Source organism: Rubellimicrobium thermophilum DSM 16684 (genome assembly GCF_000442315.1).
In the GTDB taxonomy this organism is placed as follows: Bacteria; Pseudomonadota; Alphaproteobacteria; order Rhodobacterales; family Rhodobacteraceae; genus Rubellimicrobium; species Rubellimicrobium thermophilum.
This window is the reverse complement of record NZ_KE557325.1, coordinates 83,037-100,064: the sequence shown is the minus strand read 5'-3', so window position 1 is coordinate 100,064 and position 17,028 is coordinate 83,037. Positions and strand designations below refer to the sequence as shown.

Below are 17,028 nucleotides of genomic sequence, written 5' to 3'. Positions count from 1 at the left end.
CCCGATCGCCCGCGAAGGGCCCGCATGGGCCGGATCCGCCTGCTGAGGCAGTTCGTCCGCCCCTATCGCGGCACCGCCCTGGCCGTGCTGCTGGCGGTGCTGACGGTGGCGGCCACCGGCCTTCTCGGCCCCTGGCTGATCGGCGAGATCGTCCGCCGGATCGAAGCCGGCGGTTCGGCCGGCGGGCTGGCCGGTGTCGCCGGGCTGCTGGCGGGGGTGGCCCTCCTGCGCAGTCTGGCAACGGGGGCGGTGTTCCATCTGAGCCATGTCGTCGCCTTCTCCACCGTGCGGGACATGCGCAATGCGGTGCAGGCGCGGCTGCAGCTCTTCTCTCCGGCCTATTTCGCCGCCCGCTCGAGCGGCGATCTCGTCAGCCGCATCATGCGAGATACCGAGGAGATGGAGCCGCTTCTGGCCGATGCGGTCTATGGATTCGTCGTCTCGACGCTGATCGGACTGGGCGTCTTCATCGTCCTGCTGACGATCTCGCCGCTTCTGGCGGTGCTGGCGATCCTGCCCCTGCCCTTCGCGCTGTGGGGGGTCTGGCGGCTCGGCGGTCTGGCGCAGCAGGCCTTCGACCGCGAAGGCCGGCTCTTCGGGAGCACCTCAGCCCTTGCCCAGGATCAGGTCGCCGGCATGCGCGAGATCCAGATCTTCAACCGCGAGACCGCCGAAGCCCGGCGCTTTGCCGCCGCCTCGCAGGATCTGGCCTCGGCCCAGATGCATGCGCGCAAGGTGATGGCCGGATTCGAACCGCTGGTGGAGGGGGCCGCCGGCCTGTCCACTGCGGCCGTGGTGCTGATCGGCGGGCAGATGGCCCTTGCCGGGCAGATCGCAGTGGGCGATCTGGTGGCCTTCGTTCTCTATATCGCGGCCATCTATCTGCCGCTGCACAGCGTCGCGGGGGCGGCGGAATCCTTCCAGAAGAGCCTCGCAAGCCTCGCCCGCATCGGCGAGGTGCTGGCCCATGAACCGGAGGTCGCCGATCCGCCGCAGGGTCTTGCGCTCGGGCGGGCAAGGGGCGAGATCGCCCTGAGGGGTGTCAGCTTCTCCTATCCCGGTCATGATCGCGTCCTGCACGAGATCGACCTGACGCTACCGGCTGGCCGCTCGCTGGCCCTGGTCGGGGCGACGGGGGCGGGCAAGTCCACGCTGGCCCATCTCATCGCCCGCTTCCATGATCCGACTGCCGGGGTCGTCCAGCTTGACGGGCATGACCTGCGGCAGATCCGTCTGGCCGATCTGCGGGCGAATGTCTCGATGGTGCTGCAGGATGTCTTCCTCTTCAACGACACCGTGCGCGAGAATATCCGCTTCGGCCGCCCCGGCGCGTCGGATGCCGAGGTGGAGGCCGCGGCGCGGGCGGCCAGGGCGCATGACTTCATCCTGTCCCTGCCCCAGGGCTATGACACGATCGTGGGCGAACGCGGGGTGCGGCTGTCGGGGGGCCAGAAGCAGCGCCTTTCGATCGCGCGGGCGATGCTCAAGGACGCGCCCATTCTCATCCTCGACGAGGCGACAAGCGCCGTGGACAGCGAGACCGAACGGGCGATCCAGGACAGTCTCGACCGTCTGATGCAGGGGCGGACGACGGTGATGATCGCGCATCGCCTGTCCACGATCCGCGAGGCCGACCAGATCCTGGTGCTGGACGGCGGGCGCATCGTCGAACGCGGCCGCCATGCCGAGCTGATGGCCCGCGGCGGTCTCTATGCCCGTCTGGTGGCCGCCCAGTCGGCGCCCGAACGGATCGCGTCCTGACGGGCGCTCCTCATCGGCCGACAGGGATCGGCCGGGGCAGGGTCGGCATCAGGCAAGGGCGGACCGGGCGATAGAGCCACCCGGTCCCGGCGACCCGGAACAGGCCCGGCTAGAGGTCCTGCTCCGGCACGGCCGTCGCCGGATCGCCGTCGATGGCGGCCGCGATCATCGGCTCGAGCCGTTCGAGCGCATAGGGCAGCGACAGCAGCGTGGCATGGCTGAAGGCGCTGGCCATCATCTCGTCCGCCATGATCTCGCGCCCTTCGGATGGCGCGCGCATCCCGGCGCGGATCGGCAGCGCCAGAAGGGCCTCCTGCGGCTGATCGGTGAACCAGATCACCGCATCGGCATCGATCAGGTCCGGCCGTTCGGCCGAGACATCGACACTGAAGGCATCCGGGGGCACGGCTTCGGACACCGCCTGCGGCGTCTCCAGACCCAGCCGGTGGAGAAGCTGGGCGCGGATGTCCTGCGGCCCATAGACGCCCAGCCGATCGCCCCAGAAGAAGGCCACGGTGGCTGTGCGCCCCTGCCAGTCGGGGTGGCGTTCGCGGATGCCGGCGATCCGCGCCTCGATGTCCGCGATCTGCGTTTCGGCCTCTTCGGCCCGCCCGACAGCGCGGGACATGATCCGCACCTGTTCCTCCCAGGGCAGGGCATAATCACCTGTCCCCGGCGGCACGGCGACGACGGGCGCGATGAGGCTGAGCTGGCGGAACTCCTCCTCGGTGATGCCGGACCAGAGGCCGATGATGACATCCGGGTCGGCCGCCGCCACCGCCTCGATGTCGATGGGCGAGCCGATGACCACGGGCTGCGTCGTCAGCGCCTCCTCCGCCCAGGGCCAGACCGTCTCCGGCCAGTCGCCATACCAGTGGCGGATGACGACAGGCTGGATGCCCAGCGCCAGCAGATTGTCCGCCCCGTTGAAATCGAGCGTCGCCACCCGCTCGGGGCGCTCCTCGATCGTCACCGGGCCGAACTTCGTCTCGAGGGTCAGGGGAAAGTCCTGCGCCAGCGCCGGCACTGCCGCCACAAGGGCCAGGACAGCCGTCAGGGATCTCGACAACATCAGGGTCACTCCAGGGGAACGGGGGTGGCAGGATCGCCGTCGATGGCGGCGTCGATCACCGGCGCGAGCCGTTCGAGCGCATAGGGCAGCGACAGGAGGGATCCGTAGGACAGCGCCCCGTTCACCTCGTTGTCGATGGCCAGGAAGATCTCGCGCCCTTCGGCGGGGGCCCGCATCCCCTGCCGGCCGGCCAGGGCCATCACCTCGGGGTCGTCCGGCGCCTCGTACCAGACGACGAGATCGGCATCGAGCTCGGGCAGGATCTCTTCGGAGATCTGCTGATAGAACTCGCCGGGCGGCGACAGCTCCACGACCTTCGGATGCGGCACCAGGCCCAGCTGGGCGAGGAGCTGCACGGTCGGATCGCTCGCGGTATAGAGACCGATGGACCCCTCCCAGATGGTCAGCATGGTGAAGGTCCGTCCTTCCCATTCGGGATTGGCGGCCCGCAGCGCGGCGATCTGCGCCTCGATTGCGGCGATGCGCTCTGCCGCCTCCGCCTCCCGTCCGGTGGCCAGGGCGGCCCGCTCGGCCCGGCCCTTCCAGTCGAGCTCGTAATCGCCCCGTCCCGGCGGGGCGGCAACGACCGGCGCGATGGTCGAGAGGCGATCGAAATCCTCCTGCGTGATGCCGGAATGGAAGGCGAGGATGACGTCCGGATCCGTCGCCGCGACGGCCTCGATGTCGATCGGATCGCCGATCATCACCGGCTCGGACTGCACCAGGGGCCGCGCCCAGGGCCAGAAGCCGTCCTCATAGGGGCCGAACCAGCTCCGTGCCGTCAGGGGCTGGATCCCCAGCGCCAGCAGGTTGTCTGCTCCCCCGTAGTCGAGCGTCGCCACCCGCTCGGGGCGCTCCTCGATCGTCACCGGACCGAACTTCGTCTCGAGGGTCAGGGGAAAGTCCTGCGCCAGGGCAGGCACTGCCGCCACAAGGGCCAGGACAGCCGTCAGGGATCTCGACATCAGGGTCACTCCAGGGGAACGGAAGGGGCGGAAGGGCGGTGCAGGATCCGCGCGAGATTGGTGGAGATCGCCACCAGCATCATGTCGAGCTCGCGGAAACTGATACCGGTCAGCTCCCGGGGCAGCACGACATAGCGGTCCTCGGAACAGGCGGGCAGCAGGTCGCACCAGCCGGGGATAACCTCCGCCATCCGCTCGCGCGGGGACTGCATGCTGTCGCCATAGGCAAGCGTGAAACTGTCAAGGACGACATCCGCCTCAAGCCGGGGCAGCACCTCGGCTGTCAGTTCGGCATAGTCGGCAACACCCTGCGCCAGAAGCTCCGCGGTGAGCGCATTGGGAACCAGACCCAGATCGCGCAGCACCTTGGTCGATGCGCCGAAATTGGTGAAGACATAGAGCGTTCCACCATCGGCCTGGACCTCGGCATAGGTCATGCCCTGCGCCTCGGGCAGGGCCGCACGGACTCGGGCGAGATTGGCCTCATAACGTGCCATCTCGGCCTCGAAGCGGTCGAGCACGCCGCCCGCATCGGCCACACCGCGGGCCAGGCTCATGGCGTCGGCCGGATCGTCGGGCACCAACACGACAGGGGCGATCCGCCCCATCCGCTCGGCATAGTCGGCATCCCAGCGGCTGCCGATGATCAGATCCGGGGCAAGCGCCGCCACCGCCTCATAGTCGAACTCCTCCCAGGCACCGATATAGCCCAGCCCCGCGGATTCGAAATCGAGCCCGAGCACGAGATCGACGGACCGCATGTAGCGGTTGCCCGCCGCGTCGATGCGCCCCATGGATCCCACGACCGGCGCGCCGAGTTCGAGCAGCGGCAGCGTGACCGTCATGTCATGGAGCGAGACGATGCGCTGTGGATCGGCCGGGATGCAGATCTCGCCGCGGACATCGGTAAAGGGCCGCTGCCCCTCGGGGCAGTCGAGGGCGAAGGCCGGTGCGCCGGCCAGAAGAAGGCTCAGGGCGCAAGGCAAGGCCGAGGCAGCAGGGCGCATGACAGTCTCCGATCCGGTTCCCGGACGATGCGACGGAGCGGGCGGAGGGCTGGCTCGGTCCGCCCTCTTTTCTGACAGATAATGTCGGATATGCAAGGGCTCCCGCCCCTGCTGTCTCAGAGTGTGCGGCGCGCCTGACTGCGCAGGATCAGCAGGGCAAAGGCCGGCGCCCCGACCATCGCCGTCACCAGGCCGGCGGGGATCTGGAGGGGGGCGAAGGCGGCCCGCCCGACGAGATCCGCCAGCCCCACCATCAGGGCTCCGGTTGCTGCGGAGAGGGCCAGGTGCAGCCCCGGCCCGGCATGCGCCAGGCGGCGGGCGACATGGGGGGCGACCAGTCCGACAAAGCCGAGCGGCCCGACGGCCGAAACGGCCGTCGCCGCCAGGGCGACGGACAGCAGGATCAGGACGGCACGGGTGCGCGGCACGGCCACACCGAGACCCGTCGCGATGGCCGGGCCGAACTGCAGCGCGCCGATGGGTCGGCCCGCCCAGATCAGCGCCGGCGTCAGGGCGAGCAGGACAAGCGCCAGGACCCGCACCTCGCCCCAGCCGGCGGCATGGATGCTGCCCGACAGCCAGCCCAAGGCGGACTGCGCTGCCTCGATGCGACCATAGGTCAGCATGGCGCCCGTGACCGCCGACAGGAATGCGGCCACCCCGATCCCCATGAGGACGAAGCGCAGTGTGGCGCCGCTTTCCGCACTGTCTGCGCCGCGCGACAGCGACAGGATCGCCGCGGCGACGATGATCGCCCCCCCGAAGGCGATCAGGGGCCGCAGGCCGGGCAGGGCCTCAGGCCACAGGACGATCAGCGCCACCACCGCCAGGGCGGCGCCCTGACTCACCCCCACCAGCGAGGGATCGGCCAGGGGATTGCGCGTGATCCCCTGCAGGATCGCCCCGGAGAGGGCGAGCATCGCCCCGGTCATCAGCGCCACGAGCATCCGGGGAAAGCGCAGTTCCCAGATCACGGTCGAGGCCATGCTGCCGGCCTCGGGCCGGGCGAGCAGGGCCGCGGCCTCGCCCCAGGACAGGCCATAGCTCCCGGTCAGCAGGCTGATCAGGCCCGTCGCCGCCAGCCCCGCGCACAGGGCCGACAGGACGATCAGCGGCCGCAGCGGGGTCTCGAACGCCAGCACGCCGCCGGCCGCGCGGATGCGCCAGACGCCGCCCCTCACAGCCGCACCCGGACGAGCCAGATGAAGACCGGCCCTCCCACCAGGGCCGTGACCAGGCCTGTTGCGATCTCGACCGGCGCGAGGGCGAGACGCGCCACGATATCGACAGCCAGAAGATAGATCGCCCCCAGCCCCGCCGAGACGGGGATGATGCGCCGGTAGTCGGCCCCTGTCAGAAGCCGCGCGGCATGGGGAATCACGAGACCGACAAAGCCGAGCGGCCCGACCAGCGCCACCGAGGCTGCCGTCAGGGCCACCACGGCGCCCAGCGCGAGGATGCGGATCCGCCCGGCATCCACGCCCAGGCCGGTTGCCACCTCCTCGCCCATGGCAAGGGCCGTCACCTGCCCCCGGATCGCAAAGGCCAGCAGCAGCCCCCCCGCGAACCAGGGCAGCCCCCACAGGAAGACCTCCTGGGAGCGCCCCGCCAGCGTCCCGTTGAGCCAGATCCGCAGCGACTGGAATCCCTGGTCGTCAAGCAGATGCGCCAGCGTGACAAAGGCCGCCAGAAAGGCCGAGACCGCGCCCCCGACAGGATCAGCGACAGCGGCTGTGCCCCGCCGGGAACGGCGCTCGCCAGAGCCCAGACCAGGGCCGCTCCGCCCAGGGCGCCGGCCGCTGCCACGACGGGCAGCCCCGCTGCTCCCCCCGGCCCCTGCCAGAGGATCCACAGCACCACGGCCAGCGCTGCCCCCTCCATGAGCCCGAGCAGACCGGGCTCGGCCAGGGGATTGCGCGTCACGCCCTGCATCAGGGCCCCCGCCACCGCCAGCGCCGCCCCCACCACCACGGCATGGATGGCCCGCGGCAGGCGCAGATCGCGGATCACCACATGATCGAAGTTGTCCCGGTCGGGCGCTGTCAGGGCCTCGATCACCGTGGCAGGGGGAATGGATTTCGCGCCCACCGCAACATGGGCCAGGAAGACAAGACCCAGAACCAGGAGGAGCGCCGGCCCCAGGGCCAGCCCCGCCCAGCGGGTTGCCGCCCCTGCCGGGGGAACCGGGGAGGAAAGGCGGATCATTCCGCGGCCGCGGCGATGCAGGCGATCCCGTCCGCCATCGGCCGATGCGGCACGCAGACAGGATGGCGGCCCCTCGGGGCCTGCAGGACATCGGCGGCCAGGGCGAAGACGCGGCCCAGATTGTCCGGGGTCACCACCGCCTCGGGCGGGCCCTCGGCCAGGATCCGCCCCCCGGCCATCATCGCGATCCGGTCGGCAAAGGCCGCCGCCATGTTGATCTCGTGCAGCACGACGACGACAGTCCGGCCCTCCTCATGGGCGATCCGGGACAACAGCGAGAGAAGATCGACCTGCACCTTCAGATCGAGGAAGGTCGTCGGTTCGTCGAGCAGGAGGATGTCGGTGTCCTGCGCCAGCACCATGGCGATCCAGGCCCGCTGTCGCTGGCCGCCCGACAGGCTGTTGACGGGACGGGAGGCCAGATCGCCCAGATCGGTCCGGGCGAGCGCGGCGTCCACGGCTGCGCTGTCGGCCGGCGACCACTGCCGCAGCAGCGACTGATGCGGATAACGGCCCTGGGCGACCAGCTCGCGCACCGTCAGTCCCTCGGGCGCCACCGGCCCCTGCGGCAGAAGCGCGATGCGCCGGGCCACCGCGCGCGTGGGCATGGCATGGACGGACTGTCCGTCGATCTCCACCCGCCCGGACCGCGGCGCGATCACCCGCGCCATGGTCTTCAGCAGCGTGGACTTGCCGCAGCCATTCGGCCCCACCAGCGCCGTCAGCCGCCCGGCCGGGGCCTGCAGGCTCACCCCCCGGACAACGGGCTCGGCCCCATAGCCGGCCACCACATCCCGGCATTGCAGGATGGCCTCGGCGGTCATGCTGTCAGAGCGATCCACGATCAGGCCCCCTGTCCGCCGATCCCATACCCGACAGTTTCTATATACTTCTTGCCCCTCCTGTAAAGGCCGCAGGGCCATCCCGGCGGCAGACTGCCGCATGGGGGATCCCTGCCGGGACAGGCCGCACCCCCCGCACCGGGAATCGGCAGCACGGTCTTGGCAGAGCACATCGTCGGTCTTATCCTTCCTCCCCACCGGAGCCGCGCTCATGCCCGAATCCGCCGATCTCCTCCTGCTGCCGCAGACGAAGACACGGCCAGAGCGGCCGCGGCTGTGGAAGGTCATCCTCCTCAATGACGATTTCACCCCGCGCGATTTCGTCGTGACGGTTCTCCGGGCCGTCTTCCGCATGACCGAGGGAGAGGCGACAGGCGTCATGCTGACGGCGCATCGCCGCGGGGCCTGCGTCGTGGGGGTCTTCACGCGCGAGGTGGCCGAAAGCAAGGCCCTGGCCGCCACCGCGCGGGGCCGCGCCGCCGGCCATCCCCTGGCCTTCACGACCGAGCGCGAGGACTGACCCCGCCCCCGGCCGCCGGGTCAGGGGACGGCGGGACGGCGGGGCTCAGCCCCCGGCCGTCGCGCCCCCGACCACCGGCGGCAGGCGCACGCCATAGACGGCCTCGGCATTGCGCCAGCCGATGGCATCGCGTTCGTCAGGCGACAGCTCGGCGAGCACGGCCTCGGTGATGGCAAGCCAGCCCGGCAGGCCGGCGCCCAGATTGCAGACAGGCCAGTCGCTGCCCCAGACCATGCGCGCGGGGCCGAAGACCTCCAGCACCTCATGGATCCAGGGGCGCAGGGTTTCGAGCGTGGCCTGTCCCGGTGCGGCATAGGCGGTGATGCCGGACAGCTTGACCACGACATTGTCGCAGGCCGCCACCTCGCGCAGGCCCCGTGCCCATTCCGCGAAGGCGCCGCCCGCGATGTCGGGCGTGCCGCAATGGTCGAGGACGAAGCGCATCTCCGGGCAGGCCCGGGCGAGATCGCGGGCCAGCCACAGCGTCCGCCCCAGGACATTGACATCGAAGGGGAATCCGGCCTTCCCGATGCGCCGGACATTGGCGCGGAAGGTCTCGGACAGCGACACGTCCTCGTCCACGTCCTCATGCAGGATGCGGCGGTATCCCACCACGCCGAGCGAGGGTCCCTCCTCCAGCCAGGCCTCGAAGCCCTCGTCCGTCTCGGGCCGGCAGTTGGCAATCTGGCCGAGAAGCCGCCCCTCGCGGATCAGCCCGGCGATCCAGCGCGATTCGGCGACCCAGTCGGTCGCCGCGACCTCCATGAAGATGGATCCCGCGACCCGCCCGCCATAGAGCATCAGCGCCTCCTCGAGCGGGAAGTCGCGCTGGAGCGCCGGCACCCGGTGCGTCCAGGCATGCCCGGTCACGCGCCGGTCGATCAGATGCAGATGGGTATCGAGAAGCCGCATCGTCTAGGCATCGTCCTCGCAGATCTGCCGCTGCTCGCCCAGGCCCTCGATGCCGAGCGTCACGACCTCGCCGGCCTTCAGGTAGCGGGGGGGCTTCATGCCAAGGCCCACGCCGGGCGGTGTCCCGGTGGAGATGACATCACCGGGATGGAGCGTGAAGAACTGGCTGAGGTAGCTGACCAGATAGGCCACGCCATAGACCATCGTGCGGGTGGATCCGTCCTGCATCCGCTGGCCGTTCACATCGCACCACATCCGCAGGTCCTGCGGATCGGGCACCTCGTCGCGGGTCACGAGCCACGGCCCGAGGGGGCCGAAATTGTCGCAGCTCTTGCCCTTGGTCCACTGGCCCTGCCGTTCGGCCTGGAAGGCCCGTTCGGAGACATCGTTGCACACCGCATAGCCGGCGACATGGGCCATCGCCTCGGCCTCGGAGACATATTTGGCGCGCGTGCCGATGATGACGGCCAGCTCCACCTCCCAGTCGGTCTTCTGGCTGCCGCGGGGGATCAGGATCGGGTCGTTCGGCCCGCAGACGGCCGAGGTGGCCTTCATGAAGATGACCGGCTCGGGCGGCACGCTGAGGCCCGATTCGGCGGCGTGATCGGCATAGTTGAGACCGATGCAGATGAATTTGCCGATGCCGCCGACGCAGGGGCCGAGGCGCGCCCCCTCGGGCACCGGGGGCAGCGTGGCGGGATCCAGCGCCCGCAACCGGGCCAGTCCCTCGTCGCTCAACACCTCGCCCGCGATGTCGGGAACGATGCCGGTCAGGTCGCGCATCCGCCCTTCGGCATCGACCATCCCCGGCCGTTCGGCCCCCCTTTCGCCCCAGCGCAGAAGCTTCATGCCAGTCGATCCCTTCAGATATTGGTCCAGCCACCGTCGATGACATGCTCGGTTCCGGTGGTGAAGGCGCTCTCGTCCGAGGCGAGATAGACCACCAGATGGGCGATCTCCTCGGGCCGGCCGAGCCGCTTCATCGGCTGGCGCTCCACGAAGGCGCGCCGCGCGGCCTCGGCATCGCCCAGGGCCCGCATCCGTTCCTGCAGCGAGGGCGTCTCGACCGTGCCGGGGCAGATCGCATTGGCGCGGATCCCCTGCCCCACGAAATCGGCCGCGATGGATTTGGTCATGCCGATCACGCCGGCCTTGGTCGCGCCATAGACGAAGCGGTTGGGCACGGCGATGAGAGAGGAGGCGACCGAGGCGATGGCGATGATCGACCCGCCCCCGCGGGCGATCATGCCGGGCAGCACCGCCCGGCAGAGCCGGTACATCGCCGTCATGTTGAGCGCGACAGAGCGCTCCCAGGCGGCCTCGTCGCAATCGAGAATGGTGCCGTGATGGACGATCCCCGCGCAGGAGACGAGCACATCCAGCGGCCCCGCCGCCGCCACCGCCGCCTGCACCGCCGTGGCATCGAGGACATCAAGCCGACGCACCATCAGCGCGCCTCCTGCCTCGGCCGCCAGCGATTCGAGCGCGGCTTCGTCGATATCGGTGGCCAGGACCTGCGCCCCCTCGCGCGCCATCGCCAGGGCCGAGGCCCGGCCGATCCCCGCCCCCGCCGCCGTCACCAGACAGTGCTTGCCTTCGAGGCGCCCCATGCCGTCCGCTCCTCCCCCCGCATTCCGGCTCCTGTCTGGCAGGCTTGCCCCGGCGTTGCAACGCCATCCGGAAGGCTGTGACAGAGGCGCCACGCCACCACGGCCGCGGGACCGCGCCGAGACACGGCCGATGCACGAAAATGCGAATCATGGCAGGCTTGCCTTCAGGTCGAGGCGGCCTTAGGCGCAGTCCTCCGGGGAACAGGCACCCCGGCAAGAGCCCCCGATCGGCAACGAGCATCCGAGATCCGACCATGACCCAGCCCTCCGCGCCAGCCACCCCCCAGACAGGGGCGGTGCCGCCGGCCCAGGCCGACGAGACCCGACAGATGGAGGCCGCCGAACCGCGGCCCCGCCTCACGGCACAGCCCGGCCATCCGGCAGCCTTCAGCACCTCCGGCGGCGGCGTCATCTTCAGCGACTACGCGAGCATCTGACCCTCGCGCATCCCTCGACGTTCCGGGCCTTCGATGGCCCGCCCTCCCTCGGGCCAACCCGGAACGAACTCGGAGGCCAGGCGGGCCCGCTCCCCGCTCTCCCCGGCGACCGCGCCCCCTGGCCTCCCTTCTCTTCCCCTCCGCCGCCTGCACCCCACCGGCAGAAGCCTGCCGATGGGTCATCCCGCCCCGCACAAGGCCCTTCCCTCCCGCGCCCGGCCGCGCGTAACTCCGCCCCACGACGGCGCGAGACCATCGGGAACGGGACAGGACATGACGGCATCCTCCATCGGCCGCCGCGCGGCGCTGGCACTCATCCTGGGCGGACTGGCCGCCTGCGGACGCCGACCGGGGGCCGATGCGGCGCCTTCCGCTGCGACCACCGGCCTCCACAGGGGCGAAACCCCGCAGATGCGCGCGCTCATCAACCGCTACGCGGCGATCCACGGCATTCCGCCCGAACTGCTCCATCGCGTCATCCAGCGCGAATCGGGCTACAACCCGGCCGCCCGCAACGGCCCCTATTACGGGCTCATGCAGATCCATCCCCAGACCGCCCGCACCATGGGCTTTCGCGGCGCGCCCGAGGATCTGCTCGATCCCGAAGTCAATCTCCTCTATGCCGGCCGCTATCTGCGCGGGGCCTATATCGTCGCCAACGGCGATCTCGATGCGGCCATCCGCTGGTATGCCCGCGGCTACTACTACGAGGCCCGCAACCGCGGCCTTCTGGTGGAAACCGGGCTGGCCGCGCGCGAACGGATCTGATCCCAGGCCCGCCGGGCCGCCCCGCAGGCCACCGATGCCCCCCTCCTCCCGCCCTGTCGCCTCCCGGCCGCCGCCGCCCCTCACGGCCGAACGGATCCGCGCCGCAGCCCAGGACTATCTCGCCTGACGCGAAGCCAGCGTCGCGATGCTCCGGGCCTCCCTCCTGCGCCGCCTGCGCCGCCGCCTGGCCGCCCTTCCCCCCGATCAGGCCGAGGCCGAGCGCGACGCCACCCTGCCGCTGATCGAGGCCGAGCTCGCGCGGCTCGAACAGGCAGGCCTTGTGGCCGATGCGCGCTTTGCCGGGCTGAAGGCGCGCGCGGCGCTGGGGCGGGGGCGCGGGGCGCGGCGTATCCTGCGCGATCTGGGCGCCAGGGGGGTGGAGGGGGCCACCGCCCGCGCGGCGATCGAGGCCGCCGCGCGCGAGATCGCCCCCGATGCCGAAGATCCCCTGCGCGCGGCCGAGACCGAAGCAGCCGAGGCCTTTGCCCGCCGCCGCCGCATCGGCCCCTGGCGTGGCGCCCCCCTGCCGGAGGACCGCGCTGCCCGTGCCCGCCTCTGGTCGCGCGAGGCGGCCGCGATGGCCCGCGCCGGCTTCGATGCGGACATCATCCGCGCCCTGCTGGGCCGCGAGCCCGAGGAGGAGGGCTGACCCTCGCGCACGAGGGTCAGAAGGGTCAGACCCGTCCAGACCCATCGGGGGGGGTGTTGCGCGAATCGGCCCCGGAGCGCGCGGTGCTGTAACGAGGTGTTAACCCTCTCCGGGCCATCCTCTGCGCGTCACTGCCCGCAGAGGAGTCCGGTTCGTGCCCGCCGCCCCCCATTGCCATCCGTCCGCCCCGCCGGGGGGCGGGCCGTCAGGAACAGCCCGTCGTGCTGCCGCAGGTGTTGCACTTCATGCAGGTGCCGTTGCGCACCAGCGTGTAGTTGCCGCATTCGCCGCAGGGGTCTCCTTCGTAGCCCTGGATGCGGGCCTTGTCGCGCGCGCTGATCTGGGTTGCGGCGACGGCGGTGGCGCTTGCCCCGCCATGCAGGGGGGCGATGCCTCCCTCGGCCAAGCCCCAGCCGCCATTCAGCAGCGCCAGGTCCTGCGGCAGGCGCTTGCGCAGATAGCCGGTGGAGCTGATCTGCTTGAGCACCTCGATGGAGCGGCTGGTCGCGACATCGCCAGAGGCCGTGACATTGCGCTCGCTCTCTCCCCCGCCCAGCTCGTCGAAGCTGGGCCCCTTGGGGGCGACATGCGCGAGATCCGTGCGGTCGAGGTAGGAGATCGCCAGCTCGCGGAAGATGTAGTCGAGGATGGATGTCGCGTTCTTGATCGAATCATTGCCCTGCACCGGCCCGGAGGGCTCGAAGCGGGTGAAGGTGAAGGCATCCACGAACTCTTCCAGCGGCACGCCGTATTGCAGGCCGACAGAGACGGCGATGGCAAAGTTGTTCATCATCGCACGGAAGCCGGCGCCTTCCTTGTGCATGTCGATGAAGATCTCGCCCAGGCGTCCATCCTCGTATTCGCCGGTGCGCAGATAGACCTTGTGCCCGCCGACGATGGCCTTCTGGGTATAGCCCTTGCGCCGGGCCGGCATCCGTTCGCGCTCGCGCGAGCGGACCTCGCGCACCACGATCTTCTCGACGACCCGTTCGGCCAGGGCCGCGGCCTTCTCCGGGGGCGTGCCGGCAGCCAGCGTCTCCTCCGCCTCCTCGTCGCCGTCGATCAGGGCGGCCGCCAGCGGCTGGGAGAGCTTGGAGCCGTCGCGATAGAGGGCATTGGCCTTCACGCCCAGGCTCCAGGACAGCTTGTAGGCATTCAGGCAGTCCTCGATCGTGGCCGAATTGGGCATGTTGATCGTCTTGGAGATCGCGCCCGAGATGAAGCTCTGCGCGGCGGCCATCATGGTGATGTGGCTCTCGACCGACAGGAAGCGCCGCCCCTTGCGCCCGCAGGGATTGGCGCAGTCGAAGACAGGCAGATGCTCGGGCTTCAGATGCGGCGCCCCCTCGAGCGTCATGGTCCCGCAGACATGATCGTTGGCGGCTTCGATCTGCGCCTTGGTAAAGCCCAGATGCCGCAGCAGGTCGAAGGCCGGGTCGTTGAGCTTCTCGCGCGGGATGCCCAGGGTGCCGGCGCAGAAATCCTCGCCCAGGGTCCACTGGTTGAAGACGAAGCGGATGTCGAAGGCCTGCGGCAGGGCGGCCTCGATCTTGGCGATCTCGGCCGGACCGAAGCCATGGCCGATCAGCGCCGTATGATTGACCCCCGGCGCATTCGCCAGGCTGCGATGGCCCACGGCATAGGCGACGATCTCCTCGATCTGCGCCTCGGTGTAGCCGAGCTTGCGCAGGGCCGCCGGGACGGACTGGTTGATGATCTTGAAATAGCCCCCGCCGGCGAGCTTCTTGAACTTCACCAGGGCAAAGTCGGGCTCGATGCCGGTGGTGTCGCAGTCCATGACCAGGCCAATCGTCCCGGTCGGGGCGATGACGGTGGCCTGCGCATTGCGAAAGCCATGCGCCTCGCCCTGGGACAGGGCCTCGTCCCAGACCTGCATGGCCAGCTCGGACAGGCGCGGATCCGGGCAATGGGCATGGTCGAGCGGCACGGGCAGGATGGCCAGGCCCTCATAGCCCCCGGTCTGGCCATGCGCCGCGCGCCGATGGTTGCGGATCACGCGGAGCATGTGCTCGCGGTTGCGCGCATAACCGGCAAAGGGGCCGAGCTCGCCGGCCATCTCGGCCGAGGTGGCATAGGCGACGCCGGTCATGATGGCGGTCAGCGCCCCGCAGAGCGCGCGCCCCTCCGGGGAATCGTAGGGCAGGCCCATGTTCATCAACAGCCCGCCGATATTGGCATAACCCAGGCCCAGCGTGCGGAAATCATGCGAAAGCTGCGCGATCTCCTTCGAAGGAAACTGCGCCATCAGCACGCTGATCTCGAGCGTCAGCGTCCAGAGCCGCACCGCATGGATGTAGTCCTCGGCGAGGAACCGGTCTCCGTCGAAGAAGCGCAGCAGGTTCAGCGAGGCGAGGTTGCAGGCCGTATCGTCGAGGAACATGTATTCCGAGCAGGGGTTGGATCCCCGGATCGGCCCGTCGGCCGGGCAGGTATGCCAGGCATTGATGGTGTCGTGGAACTGGATGCCGGGATCGGCGCAGGCCCAGGCGGCATGGCCGATCTGGTTCCACAGGTCCCGCGCCCGCAGCGTCTTGGTCACGCGGCCGTCGCGGCGGGCGAGCAGATGCCAGTCCCCGTCCTGTTCCACCGCGCGCAGGAAGGCGTCGGTGACACGGATCGAGTTGTTGGAATTCTGCCCCGAGACGGTCGCATAGGCCTCCGAATCCCAGTCGGTGTCATAGGTGGGAAACTCGATGGACGTGAATCCCTGCCGCGCATAGTCGAGCACGCGCTTGATATAGGTCTCGGGGATGGCGGATCTCTTCGCCTCGCGGATGGCGGCCTTCAGGGCGGCGTTGCGGGCCGGGTCATGGGCGGCCGCAGCCTCGCCATCCCAGTCGCGGATCGCCTTGAAGATGGCATTGAGGCGCTTCTCATGCATCTTCGATCCGGCGACGAGGCTGGCAACCTTCTGTTCCTCGACCACCTTCCAGTTGATGAATTCCTCGATGTCGGGGTGATCGGCATCCACGATGACCATCTTGGCCGCCCGCCGCGTCGTGCCGCCCGACTTGATCGCGCCGGCCGCCCGGTCGCCGATGCGCAGGAACCCCATCAGGCCGGAGGAACGCCCCCCGCCCGACAGCTTCTCTCCCTCGCCGCGCAGGCTGGAGAAGTTGGTGCCGGTGCCCGAGCCGTACTTGAACAGCCGCGCCTCGCGCACCCAGAGGTCCATGATGCCGCCCTCGTTCACGAGGTCGTCCTGGACGGACTGGATGAAACAGGCATGCGGCTGGGGATGTTCATAGGCCGAGGTCGAGCGGACAAGCTCGCCCGTCCGGTAATCCACATAGTAGTGGCCCTGCGCCGGTCCATCGATGCCATAGGCCCAGTGCAGGCCGGTATTGAACCATTGCGGGCTGTTGGGCGCACCCATCTGCCGGGCCAGCATGTGCCGCATCTCGTCATAATAGGCGCGGGCATCGGATTCGTCGGTGAAATAGCCGCCCTTCCAGCCCCAGTAGGCCCAGGCCCCGGCCAGCCGGTCAAAGACCTGCCGCGCGCTGGTCTCGCCGCCCATCGTCGCGCCCTCGGCCGGCACGGAACGCCACAGGAATTCGGGCACGCCCTCTTCGGGCACGCGCTGACGCGCCGAGGGGACTCCCGCCTTGCGGAAGTATTTCTGCGCGATCACATCGGCCGCGACCTGCGACCAGGATTCGGGCACCTCGAGCTCATCGAGCCGGAAAACGACGGTGCCGTCGGGGTTCCGGATCTCCGAGGTGGTGGTGCGGAAGGGGATGCCCTCATAGGCGTCGCGACCTTCCCTGGTGAACCTGCGCGCGATCTTCATGCCTCATCCTCCTTGCCCTGCCGCATCCGGGGCGATGGGACGCCGGGCCTTCTCCGACCGGATGGTCGCCGGCAGGATCCGCCGGACCATCCACCCGGTGCTGGCCGCCACCGACCACCAGATATTGTATCTGCCAATTGCAGGAACACAGTCTGATGGGTCTTCGGTTCCAAGGCAATCGCAAAGTTTTCTGTGGACAAATCCCCGGGCGGGTTGATTCCGGCGCCGTCCCGGCGGGGGATCGATCCCCGGATTCGTCCCGTCATTCATCCCCCGAGCGATCCACAGCCACTGCCTCGCACGCCCTGCGGGGGGCCGGCGGATCGCTGCCCTGCCGCCGTCTTCCCCGTCCGCGCCGCCGCTCCTGTGGATGACCGGAGGCGAATCGCCCCGCGACAGGGCCGGACCGGAGCCCCCCGCCCCCCCCGCGGAAGACGCGCCAGCCCCCCCGCGCAGGCGGGCAGGC

General features: G+C 69.9%; 14 protein-coding genes and 1 pseudogene. 5 read left to right on the top strand and 10 right to left on the bottom strand.

Annotation, left to right across the window (positions count from 1 at the left end; translation table 11 throughout):
- Positions 1 to 24: 24 nt before the first annotated feature.
- Positions 25 to 1,761, top strand: coding sequence for an ABC transporter ATP-binding protein (locus RUTHE_RS14690; RefSeq protein ID WP_040646022.1), 1,737 nt, complete (start codon positions 25 to 27; stop codon positions 1,759 to 1,761).
- Between the two features lie 109 nt (positions 1,762 to 1,870).
- Here the strand turns inward: RUTHE_RS14690 and RUTHE_RS14685 are convergent, their stop codons facing one another.
- The 6 genes and pseudogenes from RUTHE_RS14685 to RUTHE_RS14660 all read right to left on the bottom strand — a co-directional run bounded on the left by RUTHE_RS14685 (position 1,871) and on the right by RUTHE_RS14660 (position 7,852).
- Positions 1,871 to 2,833: an iron-siderophore ABC transporter substrate-binding protein gene (locus RUTHE_RS14685; protein ID WP_021099276.1), complete on the bottom strand. Its 963-nt coding sequence runs from the start codon at positions 2,831 to 2,833 to the stop codon at positions 1,871 to 1,873.
- A 5-nt stretch (positions 2,834 to 2,838) separates the two neighbouring features.
- Positions 2,839 to 3,798: an ABC transporter substrate-binding protein gene (locus RUTHE_RS14680; RefSeq protein ID WP_021099275.1), complete on the bottom strand. Its 960-nt coding sequence runs from the start codon at positions 3,796 to 3,798 to the stop codon at positions 2,839 to 2,841.
- Positions 3,799 to 3,803: 5 nt separating this feature from the next.
- Positions 3,804 to 4,805: an ABC transporter substrate-binding protein gene (locus RUTHE_RS14675; RefSeq protein ID WP_021099274.1), complete on the bottom strand. Its 1,002-nt coding sequence runs from the start codon at positions 4,803 to 4,805 to the stop codon at positions 3,804 to 3,806.
- Positions 4,806 to 4,921: 116 nt separating this feature from the next.
- A complete protein-coding gene (locus RUTHE_RS14670; protein WP_021099273.1) occupies positions 4,922 to 5,986 on the bottom strand; it encodes a FecCD family ABC transporter permease in 1,065 nt (354 codons plus the stop codon).
- Positions 5,983 to 7,010 (bottom strand): annotated as a pseudogene (locus RUTHE_RS14665) (FecCD family ABC transporter permease). Before RUTHE_RS14665 ends, RUTHE_RS14670 begins: the two are co-directional and overlap by 4 nt.
- Positions 7,007 to 7,852 (bottom strand): ABC transporter ATP-binding protein, encoded by an 846-nt coding sequence (locus RUTHE_RS14660; protein ID WP_021099271.1) that lies wholly within the window; start codon positions 7,850 to 7,852, stop codon positions 7,007 to 7,009. Before RUTHE_RS14660 ends, RUTHE_RS14665 begins: the two are co-directional and overlap by 4 nt.
- 211 nt (positions 7,853 to 8,063) lie before the next feature.
- Here RUTHE_RS14660 and RUTHE_RS14655 point away from each other — a divergent pair, with 211 nt between their 5' ends.
- On the top strand, positions 8,064 to 8,372 hold the full coding sequence (locus RUTHE_RS14655; protein ID WP_021099270.1) for an ATP-dependent Clp protease adaptor ClpS: 309 nt from the start codon (positions 8,064 to 8,066) through the stop codon (positions 8,370 to 8,372).
- A 45-nt stretch (positions 8,373 to 8,417) separates the two neighbouring features.
- Here RUTHE_RS14655 and RUTHE_RS14650 read toward each other — a convergent pair whose 3' ends face one another.
- Genes RUTHE_RS14650 through RUTHE_RS14640 form a run of 3 tightly spaced genes read right to left on the bottom strand, consistent with a single transcriptional unit; the run spans position 8,418 to position 10,894 of the window.
- Complete coding sequence (locus tag RUTHE_RS14650; protein ID WP_021099269.1) at positions 8,418 to 9,284, bottom strand: amidohydrolase family protein; 867 nt, start codon at positions 9,282 to 9,284, stop codon at positions 8,418 to 8,420.
- A 3-nt stretch (positions 9,285 to 9,287) separates the two neighbouring features.
- Positions 9,288 to 10,133, bottom strand: coding sequence for a fumarylacetoacetate hydrolase family protein (locus tag RUTHE_RS14645; protein ID WP_021099268.1), 846 nt, complete (start codon positions 10,131 to 10,133; stop codon positions 9,288 to 9,290).
- Positions 10,134 to 10,147: 14 nt separating this feature from the next.
- Positions 10,148 to 10,894, bottom strand: coding sequence for an SDR family oxidoreductase (locus RUTHE_RS14640; RefSeq protein WP_021099267.1), 747 nt, complete (start codon positions 10,892 to 10,894; stop codon positions 10,148 to 10,150).
- Between the two features lie 254 nt (positions 10,895 to 11,148).
- Between RUTHE_RS14640 and RUTHE_RS16565 the strand changes: the two genes are divergently transcribed.
- The 3 genes from RUTHE_RS16565 to RUTHE_RS14630 all read left to right on the top strand — a co-directional run bounded on the left by RUTHE_RS16565 (position 11,149) and on the right by RUTHE_RS14630 (position 12,748).
- Complete coding sequence (locus tag RUTHE_RS16565; RefSeq protein ID WP_021099266.1) at positions 11,149 to 11,331, top strand: hypothetical protein; 183 nt, start codon at positions 11,149 to 11,151, stop codon at positions 11,329 to 11,331.
- A gap of 273 nt (positions 11,332 to 11,604) precedes the next feature.
- Entirely contained in the window at positions 11,605 to 12,099 is a 495-nt protein-coding gene (locus RUTHE_RS14635) for a transglycosylase SLT domain-containing protein (protein WP_021099265.1), read from the top strand.
- A gap of 145 nt (positions 12,100 to 12,244) precedes the next feature.
- Complete coding sequence (locus tag RUTHE_RS14630; protein WP_021099263.1) at positions 12,245 to 12,748, top strand: regulatory protein RecX; 504 nt, start codon at positions 12,245 to 12,247, stop codon at positions 12,746 to 12,748.
- A 205-nt stretch (positions 12,749 to 12,953) separates the two neighbouring features.
- Here RUTHE_RS14630 and RUTHE_RS14625 read toward each other — a convergent pair whose 3' ends face one another.
- Positions 12,954 to 16,562, bottom strand: a complete 3,609-nt coding sequence (locus RUTHE_RS14625) for a vitamin B12-dependent ribonucleotide reductase (RefSeq protein ID WP_021099262.1) — start codon at positions 16,560 to 16,562, stop codon at positions 12,954 to 12,956.
- Between the last annotated feature and the right edge of the window lie 466 nt (positions 16,563 to 17,028).

Excerpts from the sequence above, each read along its gene's own strand:
- RUTHE_RS14645 (WP_021099268.1), bottom strand. The coding sequence starts at position 10,133 with ATGAAGCTTCTGCGCTGGGGCGAAAGGGGGGCCGAACGGCCGGGGATG.
- RUTHE_RS14630 (WP_021099263.1), top strand. The coding sequence starts at position 12,245 with ATGCTCCGGGCCTCCCTCCTGCGCCGCCTGCGCCGCCGCCTGGCCGCC.
- RUTHE_RS14685 (WP_021099276.1), bottom strand. The coding sequence starts at position 2,833 with ATGTTGTCGAGATCCCTGACGGCTGTCCTGGCCCTTGTGGCGGCAGTG.
- RUTHE_RS14625 (WP_021099262.1), bottom strand. The coding sequence starts at position 16,562 with ATGAAGATCGCGCGCAGGTTCACCAGGGAAGGTCGCGACGCCTATGAG.
- RUTHE_RS14675 (WP_021099274.1), bottom strand. The coding sequence starts at position 4,805 with ATGCGCCCTGCTGCCTCGGCCTTGCCTTGCGCCCTGAGCCTTCTTCTG.
- RUTHE_RS16565 (WP_021099266.1), top strand. The coding sequence starts at position 11,149 with ATGACCCAGCCCTCCGCGCCAGCCACCCCCCAGACAGGGGCGGTGCCG.
- RUTHE_RS14640 (WP_021099267.1), bottom strand. The coding sequence starts at position 10,894 with ATGGGGCGCCTCGAAGGCAAGCACTGTCTGGTGACGGCGGCGGGGGCG.
- RUTHE_RS14635 (WP_021099265.1), top strand. The coding sequence starts at position 11,605 with ATGACGGCATCCTCCATCGGCCGCCGCGCGGCGCTGGCACTCATCCTG.
- RUTHE_RS14650 (WP_021099269.1), bottom strand. The coding sequence starts at position 9,284 with ATGCGGCTTCTCGATACCCATCTGCATCTGATCGACCGGCGCGTGACC.
- RUTHE_RS14690 (WP_040646022.1), top strand. The coding sequence starts at position 25 with ATGGGCCGGATCCGCCTGCTGAGGCAGTTCGTCCGCCCCTATCGCGGC.
- RUTHE_RS14680 (WP_021099275.1), bottom strand. The coding sequence starts at position 3,798 with ATGTCGAGATCCCTGACGGCTGTCCTGGCCCTTGTGGCGGCAGTGCCT.
- RUTHE_RS14655 (WP_021099270.1), top strand. The coding sequence starts at position 8,064 with ATGCCCGAATCCGCCGATCTCCTCCTGCTGCCGCAGACGAAGACACGG.